Below are 9,576 nucleotides of genomic sequence, written 5' to 3' on the forward strand. Positions count from 1 at the left end.
CAACACTATGTTTCCTTTTATTACAACAAGCATATTTTTAAAGAACTTTCCCTATCACCGCCTCAAAATTGGGATGAATTTATTTCTGTATGTGAAACTTTAAAATCAAATGGCATTACGCCAATAGGCTTAGGCTCAAAGAGCAAATGGCCTTCGCAATTTTGGTTCGACTATTTACTGCTTCGAACTGCTGGACCTGATTACAGAAACGAGCTCATGGTTGGTAATGCCCATTACACAGACCCTGAAATCAAGAGGGTCTTTGAAATTTGGAGTGATTTGGTGACAAATCAATACTTTAACACAGATGCCTTGACAACTGAATGGTATGAAACGCCCTTAAGTGGCTTGGCTGAAAATAAAATTGGCATGACCCTCATGGGGACTTGGGTCATTACCATTTTACAGACTGAATACAAGCTCGACCCAGCAGAGGATTTCGGCTATTTTACATTTCCAGTTGTAGATGACGAAATTCCATTAACCGCACTTGGTCCGATTGATGGTCTAATTGTGCCTAAGGATGCTGTGGTGACAGATGGCGCACTTGAAGCCATCCGATTTTTATCAAGTGCCTCAAGTCAAACTGCAATGGCCAAGGGCAGTGGTGCGTTTTCACCCTCAAACCAAGTACCAGTATCGGTTTACCTCCCCCTTCAAAAAGCAATTTTAGCAGATGTGCAGAAACAACCCAATTGGGCATTTAATTACGACCTAGCAACACCACCACCCGTTGCTGAAGTTGGTTTGACGCTATTCAATGAATTTTTCGCATTTCCAGAACACTACGATGCACTTTTACAGGAAGCAGATCTTAAAATCAAACAAATTTTTAACACGTTAAATCAATAGGAGTGTCTATGACAATAAGAAATCGGCTTTTATTCTCTTTCTCAATGATTGTTATCATGCTTTTGATCTTTGGCCTTTACCAAAATTACGAATACAGTGTATTGGCTTCTTCCAGCGCTAATGTCTCTCATATCGTTAATATAAACGAAGAAGCACAAATTATTAAAAGTGCTCAAGTTGACTACTTACTCAAGAATAACCGTCAATTTGTCTCTGTTATTTTTGATGCACTCTTGCAAATGGAAGAAAACCTCCAAAGCATATCACACGATGGCATAGTCCACACCAATCATGTCGATTTAGACCAGATCAAGAGTACTCTAAATGAATATGAAACTGTTTTTAACCAATTTATCAGTAACAATGATCAGTACAATGCGGTTAAAAGCAAGGTCAATCAAAATCAGACGGATCTCCTGAGCATGGTAAAGACCATTGCAGACACACCGAGTCTCAATCAGTATTTAACCAGTAATGATCTGTTTTTTGATATGCTCATCATTACACAAGCCGACGAAAGCAACCCCAACACCCACCTGGATGAACTCAATGAAATCATAAAACTCGGTGATCGATTGTTGTCTCAAGAAAATACATTTACAGCTCAATTGCTCGGACAGCGTATCAAAACCAGTGCAAATCTGCACCTTGAGTTTGATGAAAGTCTTGAAGTCCTCTTGAAGCAAAACATCGAGCTTGGTGATCAACTCAGTGCAAAGCTTCAAGAAATCGAAGTTCAGACCTCAGATTTATTTAAAAGCCAACAAGCTGAGACCCTGAAAAGCATGAATCAACTTCGTCAAACTTACCTCATCATCTTCTCAATTATTTTACTTTTGATTATGACCCTTATGTATCGTTTATCAAAGCGAATTACAAATTCCCTAACACATTTAATCAAGGGCACTGAACTCATTGCCAGCGGTGAATATACAGTCAATCTAACCAATAATGGCAATGATGAGTTTGCTGAAATTGCCAACAGTATCAACACCATGGCGCAAAGTCTAAAAATTGCAAACTTCTCCATTAAAACATATAGCTCTCAGCTTGAAAATATGGTTGCCGCAAAAACGACTGAGCTGACAAGGGCCAAAGAAGAGCTTGAACGCGTCAACCGGATTTTAGGGGATGAAAAGGAACGTTTTGCAACACTGGCCATGACAGATGCCCTTACGGGTTTAAACAATAGGGCCTTCCTAATACAAGTCCTCACACAGAAAATTAGTGAAGCGTCTCGATATTTAAGACCCTTTTCTATTATGTTACTGGACATTGACTTCTTTAAATCTGTTAACGATCGATTTGGCCATCAGGTTGGTGATGATGTCCTAAAGGTTATTTCAGATGTACTGACAGCTGAGAGTCGCGCTTCTGATGTGGTATCGCGTTATGGCGGCGAGGAGTTTATGCTGATTTTTACAGAGACAGACCTTAACAAGGCACTTGTCATCGCAGAACGGATAAGAACGCGGATTCAAGAAAAAACCTTTATTCAAAAAGACCTCAAAGTAACTGTAAGCGCTGGCCTAATCGAATATAAAGGCGAAAGTTTTGATCAGCTTTTAAAGTCTGCTGATGACCTCTTATACCAAGCAAAACATCTAGGCAGAAATCGTATAGAAACACAATTTATCGAAAAAAAGGACCTATGAAAATCAGATATGGTATAAACAAATATCTTAAAACTTCAATATAAAGAACTTCTAACATAAGCCAAAAATCACTTTCATAATCATACTAAAAAAAGGTATGCATTTGTCGATATTGTATAATTACAATTCGATACTGCATACCTTTTTGATTGTCCTCTTCTTAAAAATTGCCTATTTAATGCCCTCTTTAAAGAATTGCCACAAGATTCAAATTAGGCAATCATTGAAATTAAAGTAGGATTTTATCACCAATATCCGTTCTATAAAAGGACTTTGGAAAATCGATGCATCTTAGGCCTTCATAAGCATTTGCTTTAGCCTTTTCAAGTGTTTCACCAAGTGCAGTGACACCGAGGACACGCCCGCCGTTTGATAGGAGCTTGCCATCGCTTTTCTTAGTGCCACAATGATAAACCATAGCCTTTTCGACACACTCTGTATTCTTGATTTCAATCCCTTTTTCATAGGCATCAGGGTAACCCTCAGATGCCATGATAACACAAACTGCATGTTGAGGCTTCCACTTCAGGTCAATTTCATGTAGCTTGCCATCAACAACCGCCTCAAAGACATCCATTAAGTCATTTTCAAGTCTTGGCAACGTTACTTCGGTTTCAGGATCACCAAAGCGCACATTGTACTCGATAACGTTAATAGCATCGCCTTCTATCATGATGCCCACAAAGAGAATGCCTTTAAATTCAATACCATCTTCATGGATTCCCTTAATAAATGGGTCTAACAATCGCGATTTGATTTTAGCCATCATCACATCGTCAATAATTTGACTAGGAGAATAAGTGCCCATACCCCCTGTATTTGGCCCAAGATCATTGTTGTAAGCCTTTTTATAATCTTGAGCTGGTGACATAGGTAAAATTGTCTCACCATCAACAAAGCACAGAATAGAGGCTTCTATACCGGTTAAAAACGCTTCCAGAACCACCTTGTTTCCAGACTCGCCAAAGATTTTATCTGACATGATTTCACGAAGGGCTTTCTCAGCAGTTATGCGATCCTCTGCAATGATAACCCCCTTGCCAGCCGCTAGACCATCAGCCTTAATGACAATTGGAAATCCGAATTGTTCAACTTCTTCAATGGCTTTTTCAACATCCAAATATTCCTTATAAGCTGCGGTTGGAATCTTATGCCTCATTAAAAAGTCCTTTGTAAACGCCTTACTGCCTTCAAACTGTGCTGCCTTCTTATTGGGTCCAAAAATTCTAAGCCCTTCAGCCTCGAATGCATCAACCACTCCAAGTACCAATGGCGCTTCTGGTCCAACAATGGTCAAATCAATTTGTTCCTTCTGAGCAAACGCCAATAGTGAACGCGTGTCTTCTACATGTATATTGATGCATTCCGCCATTTCTGCAATCCCCGCATTCCCCGGCGCTGCAAAAATTTTCTCGACTTTGGGACTTTGAGAAATCTTATGGCAAATTGCATGTTCTCTTCCGCCACTTCCAATTATCAATACCTTCAAGTTACCACCTGCCTTCGATTCAATCACTAATGTTTAAAATGTCTCATGCCTGTGAACACCATTGCGATGCCATACTGATTTGCAACATCGATCACTTCTTGATCTCTTACTGAACCACCTGGTTGAATAATCGCAGTAATCCCAGCTTTTGCAGCGGCCACTATAGAGTCACCAAATGGGAAAAATGCATCTGAAGCAAGCACAGCACCTTTTGTTGGGAAGTTGGATTGTCTGATTGCATTTTCAGCAGCCCAAACACGGCTAACTTGTCCTTGTCCAATCCCCAAGGTTTGGCCATCTCTCGTGATGACAATACCATTTGATTTTGCATGTTTACAAACTTTCATGGCGAATTTGAGTTCATCTATTTCCTTCTTAGTAGGAATTCGATCTGTTACAATTTCAAGGTCGCCGTCAAACATCATTCGATCTGAATCTTGAATGATCATACCACCATGAATTTTTTTCATATCAAAACTAAATTCTGAAATCGGTTTTAAGATATTTTCCAATTTCAAAAGACGAATATTTTTCTTTTCTGTGAGGACCTTAAGGGCTTCTTCATCAAAATCAGGCGCAATGACAATTTCAACAAAAATTTCATTGATTTTTACGGCTGTTTTATGGTCTATAGGCCTATTGGCTGCCACTATACCACCAAAGATGGATTGCGGATCACATTCATAGGCTTTTTGATAGGCATGAAGCAAATCAAAGCCTACGCCAACACCACAAGGATTTGAATGCTTAACAGCAACAACTGCTGGTTGATCAAACTCCTTGAGAAGGGCAAGTGCACCATTTGTGTCATTGATGTTGTTAAAGGAAAGTTCTTTGCCATGGAGTTGAACCGCCTCTGACAAGGTGCCGCCTTTTGAAATCGCCTCTTTATAGAAAGCACCCGCTTGATGTGGGTTCTCACCATATCTAAGGTCTTGTACCTTTTCAAAAGTCACGGTTAAGGTCTCAGGAAACTTTTCACGATTGCCCTTCTGTCTTAAATACTCTGCAATCATTGCATCGTAATGTGCTGTATGAGAAAAGACCTTTAAGGCTAAATCGTACTTGGTCTCATAATCTGCATCGCCCTTATCTTTAATAGCATTTACAATGCCATCATAATCCTTAGGATCTACCAAAACAATCACATCTTGATGGTTTTTGGCAGCAGATCTGAGCATGGTTGGACCACCGATGTCTATATTTTCAATGGCATCTTCAAGATGCACATTTGGTTTTGAAATTGTTTCCTTAAAAGGATAGAGATTAATTGCCACTAAATCTATGGTTTGAATCCCTAAAGACTCAATTTGATTCATATGGTCTGCATTGGCTCTCATGGCTAAAATGCCACCATGTACCGCTGGATGAAGCGTCTTCACCCTACCATCAAGACACTCTGGAAATGCTGTAATCTCGCTGATGTTTTTAACAGGGATACCCGCATCTCTAATGGCCTTTTCAGTACCGCCTGTTGAAATTAACTCTACACCAAGGTCATGTAATGACTTGGCAAACTCAATGATACCTGTTTTATCCGAAACGCTTAAAAGTGCTCTTTTAATCATTTTTTCCTCCTAAAGACCAATCTTCACTTGTTCTTTTTGAATCTCAATTATCGTATTTACAAGAAGCTGATGTTCTATTTTAAGGACGCGTTCTGCAAGTGTCTTTGCCGTATCATCTTCATAGACCTCAAGGCGCTCTTGTTTAATAATCGCACCTGTATCTACACCTTCATCTACGAAGTGTGTCGTTGCACCTGATTCCAACTCCTTGTTCTTAATGACAGCTTCATGAACGTGCTCGCCATAAAAGCCCTCACCACAATACTTGGGAATTAAGGATGGGTGAATGTTTATGATCCGCTTTTCAAACCGTTTTATGATTTCAGGGGAAAGTATACTGAGGTATCCTGCAAGAACCACGAGCTCAACTTCTTCTGATACAAGTAAATCTAGTAAGGCCTTATTTCTTAATAGGGGATCGCTGTAATTTCCAATCCCAATATATTCAGCTCTAATGCCATGCTTTTTTGCACGTTCTAGTCCAAATGCATTTTTGCGGTTGGATATGACCACTTTTATTTCAGCCTCAAGCCGATCGCTTTCTATAGCGTCTATAATGGCTTGCAAGTTTGAACCCCCGCCTGATACGAGAACGGCTATTTTTAGCCTTGACATAAGACGACTCCTTCGTGTGAATCTGTGACACTTCCTATTGTAAAGCCTGGCTCACCAAGTGATTCTAAAAGTTCATGCACTGACGTTTCATCTTCTTTCGATACGACGAGTATATAGCCGATCCCCATGTTAAAGGTCGCAAACATCTCCTCTAAATCAATATTGCCAGCTTCCATCATGTAGTTAAACACAGGCAAAACCGGCCAAGTGCCAAGTGTAATATCTACACCCAAGCCTGATGGCATAATCCTTGGAATATTTTCATAAAAACCGCCGCCTGTCATGTGTACCATGCCTTTAACATTTGTTTTCTCAAGAACTTTTAAGATTGTTTTAACATATATTTTAGTAGGCTCAATCAACACATTGCCCAGTGTATCACCAAATGCTTCAATGTGATCTTCGAGCTTTAAGTTCAATTTATCAAAGAAGAGTTTTCTCACTAAACTGTAGCCATTTGAGTGAACACCAGAAGACGAAAGACCAATGAGGACATCACCCGATTTAATACTTGCACCTGTGATGATTTTTGATTCATCCACAACACCAACTGCGAAACCTGCCATATCATATTCCCCTGCTTGATAAAAACCAGGCATCTCTGCTGTTTCGCCACCTAAAAGGGGCATTGCTGATAGTTTACAGCCATCTGTGATGCCCTTTACAAGAGCAGCCGCCTTCTCAGCCTCCAAATGACCTGTTGCAAGGTAATCCAGAAAGAACAAAGGTGTAGCCCCTTGACATAGTATATCATTAACACACATTGCAACCAAATCCTGGCCAACTGTATCATGCTTGTCCATCATAAAGGCAATTTTAAGCTTTGTGCCAACGCCATCAGTGCCAGCCACAAGTACAGGACTTTCAAACTGTCCACTTAATCTCAAAAGACCACCAAAGCTACCAAGATCGCCGATCACATCGTCATTGAAAGTTTCTTTAACGTGCTTTTTCATCAACTCAACCGCTCTTGCGCCTTCCTTGACATCAACGCCTGCCTCTTGATAAGTTAATTTATTATTACTCATCTTATAACTCCTTCATAAACTGTCTTATTGTCCTGAAACACTAGCATTTTTCAAATAAATATTTGTCGCCCTCTTTTGGTACATCCATAGGATAGTCACCATCGAAGCATGCTGTACAAAGATCGCCTTTTTTCATACCGATAGACTCAACCAAGCCATCTACACTTAAATAAGCAAGACTGTCTGCACCTGTCATTTCGCGAATCTGTTCAATCGAATGTGTTGCACCAATTAATTGAGCTCTATTAGGTGTATCGATACCAAAGTAGCATGAGTGAGAAACCGGTGGTGAACTCACCCTAATATGAACTTCAGTTGCCCCTGCGTCCTTGAGCATATTAACCAATCTTCTACTCGTTGTACCTCTTACGATTGAGTCATCAATCAAGATCAATCTTTTACCCTCTATATTCTCACGCATGGTGTTAAGTTTAAGTCTAACTGCAAGTTCTCTTGACTTCTGATCTGGTTGTATAAAGGTTCTGCCCATATATTTGTTCTTAATTAAACCAATATCAAATGGTATTCCAGATTCCTCGGCATAGCCGATTGCAGCTGCGATACCTGAGTCAGGGACAGCAATAACCATATCCGCATCCACTGGACTCTCCTGAGCCAGTATCTTTCCTGCCTTCTTACGCGTAATAAAGACATTTTTACCATCAATGATACTATCTGGTCTTGCAAAGTAAACATATTCAAAGCAACAAACTGCTTTTCGTTTCGTTTCATCATACATGATGGATTCAATACCGTTTTCGTCGATAATAACAATTTCACCTGGCTCAATATCTCTTACAAACTCGGCACCCACAACGTCATGGGCACAAGTCTCAGATGCTAAGACATAACCGCCGTCCATTTTGGCAAGTGAAAGCGGACGTAAACCATGCGGATCTCTTACGCCCACAAGCATGTTATCAATTATGATTACAAGGGCAAAAGAGCCTTTGATTTCCTTAACAGATTCAATAACAGCTTCCTTCATACCCAAATGATAGTTTTTTGCGATTAAGTTTGCAATAACTTCCGAGTCGATCGAGGTTTGAAAAATAGAACCCTCATCTTCTAATCTATCTCTAATTTCACCTGCATTTACGAGATTACCGTTATGTGCAAGCGCAATACTGCCACCTTTATATCTTACAACAAGCGGCTGTGCATTTGATACGTAACTCTCACCTGTGGTAGAGTATCTTACGTGACCAATCCCAATATCCGCAGGTAGACGATCTAAAATTTCGCTGGAAAATACTTCTTGGACAAGACCCATTTCCTTATAGTACTGCATCTTTCTATCCTTAAGAACTGCGATACCTGCACTCTCTTGTCCCCTATGCTGTAATGCGATTAATCCAAAGCATAACATTTGAGAGATGTTGCTCATACCAGGGGCATGTACACCGATGACACCACACTCTTCTTTTAACTTATCCAGCTCTAAAAAATCAGTCATTTTCTTTCCTCCTCATGCTCCTAAAGCACTCACGTCAGACCATAATCTATTTTGTTACTCTTACTTCATATAGAAGTCATTTTATAATAATACTTTGTTATTTTTCAAGTCTTCCCAACACTTGTTGATAAGTGTCTTCAACATTTCCTAAATCTCTTCTGAAACGGTCTTTGTCCATTTTCTCATTTGTATTGACATCCCATAATCTGCATGTGTCTGGGCTAATTTCATCTGCTAAAATAACTTGATCCTTAAATACACCAAATTCGAGTTTAAAATCTATAAGCTTTAATGCTCTTTCCAAGAAAAATGCCTTCAAGATATCATTGATTTTTAACGCATATTCTTTAATGGTTTCAACTTGCGCTTCTGTTGCAAGGTCAATCGCTGCAATGTGGTATTCATTAATCATTGGATCACCTAGTTCATCATCCTTGTAACAAAACTCAAGGACCGTTTGCTTCATAGGAACGCCCTCTTCAAGACCTAATCTCTTTGAAAGTGAGCCTGCAGCAACATTTCTTACAATTACTTCAAGTGGTAAAATCTTAACGGCTTTTACAAATTGCTCACGATCATTTAAAAGTTCTTCAAAGTGAGTTGGAATTCCTTTTTCTTCAAGCATTTTAAACAACAAGGCACTCATTTTATTGTTGACTATGCCCTTGTCATGAATTGTACCCTTTTTAACACCATTGAAAGCTGTCGCGTCATCTTTGTATTCTACGATATAATAATCTGGATTTTCTGTCTTATAAACTTTTTTTGCCTTACCTTCATATAACATTTCCAATTTTTCCATTTTAATACCTCCTAAGTGATTCTATCTGAGTTCAAACTTCAATCATAAAATTCATATTATTTTAAAGCTTATATGCCATAATTGCCATAACTACATTAATTGCTTTAATTG

At 39.4% G+C, this 9,576-nt stretch carries 8 protein-coding genes; 2 read left to right on the top strand and 6 right to left on the bottom strand.

All coding sequences use genetic code 11. The annotated features are described in order from the left end of the window. Together AC220I_RS13675 and AC220I_RS13680 are read left to right on the top strand one after the other, a co-directional pair. Positions 1-852, top strand: an 852-nt coding sequence (locus AC220I_RS13675) for an ABC transporter substrate-binding protein (protein WP_486724406.1), incomplete at its 5' end; no start/stop codon positions are given. Between the two features lie 8 nt (positions 853-860). Next, the gene (locus AC220I_RS13680; RefSeq protein WP_486724407.1) at positions 861-2,507 is read left to right on the top strand and encodes a diguanylate cyclase; all 1,647 of its coding nucleotides are present in this window, start codon (positions 861-863) and stop codon (positions 2,505-2,507) included. A 229-nt stretch (positions 2,508-2,736) separates the two neighbouring features. On the opposite strand, the gene purD is transcribed toward AC220I_RS13680, so the two are convergent. From purD to purC, 6 genes are all read right to left on the bottom strand, one after another. Then, positions 2,737-4,023: a phosphoribosylamine--glycine ligase gene (purD, locus tag AC220I_RS13685; protein WP_486724408.1), complete on the bottom strand. Its 1,287-nt coding sequence runs from the start codon at positions 4,021-4,023 to the stop codon at positions 2,737-2,739. After that, positions 4,023-5,564, bottom strand: coding sequence for a bifunctional phosphoribosylaminoimidazolecarboxamide formyltransferase/IMP cyclohydrolase (purH, locus tag AC220I_RS13690; protein WP_486724409.1), 1,542 nt, complete (start codon positions 5,562-5,564; stop codon positions 4,023-4,025). Before purH ends, purD begins: the two co-directional genes overlap by 1 nt. Positions 5,565-5,573: 9 nt before the next feature. Then, positions 5,574-6,179: a phosphoribosylglycinamide formyltransferase gene (gene purN, locus AC220I_RS13695; protein ID WP_486724410.1), complete on the bottom strand. Its 606-nt coding sequence runs from the start codon at positions 6,177-6,179 to the stop codon at positions 5,574-5,576. Beyond that, on the bottom strand, positions 6,167-7,207 hold the full coding sequence (purM, locus tag AC220I_RS13700) for a phosphoribosylformylglycinamidine cyclo-ligase (protein WP_486724411.1): 1,041 nt from the start codon (positions 7,205-7,207) through the stop codon (positions 6,167-6,169). Before purM ends, purN begins: the two co-directional genes overlap by 13 nt. Before the next feature lie 40 nt (positions 7,208-7,247). Beyond that, a complete protein-coding gene (purF, locus tag AC220I_RS13705) occupies positions 7,248-8,663 on the bottom strand; it encodes an amidophosphoribosyltransferase (protein WP_486724412.1) in 1,416 nt (471 codons plus the stop codon). A 97-nt stretch (positions 8,664-8,760) separates the two neighbouring features. Beyond that, positions 8,761-9,465: a phosphoribosylaminoimidazolesuccinocarboxamide synthase gene (purC, locus tag AC220I_RS13710; protein WP_486724413.1), complete on the bottom strand. Its 705-nt coding sequence runs from the start codon at positions 9,463-9,465 to the stop codon at positions 8,761-8,763. Positions 9,466-9,576: the final 111 nt, after the last annotated feature.

Source organism: Fusibacter sp. (assembly GCF_057447755.1).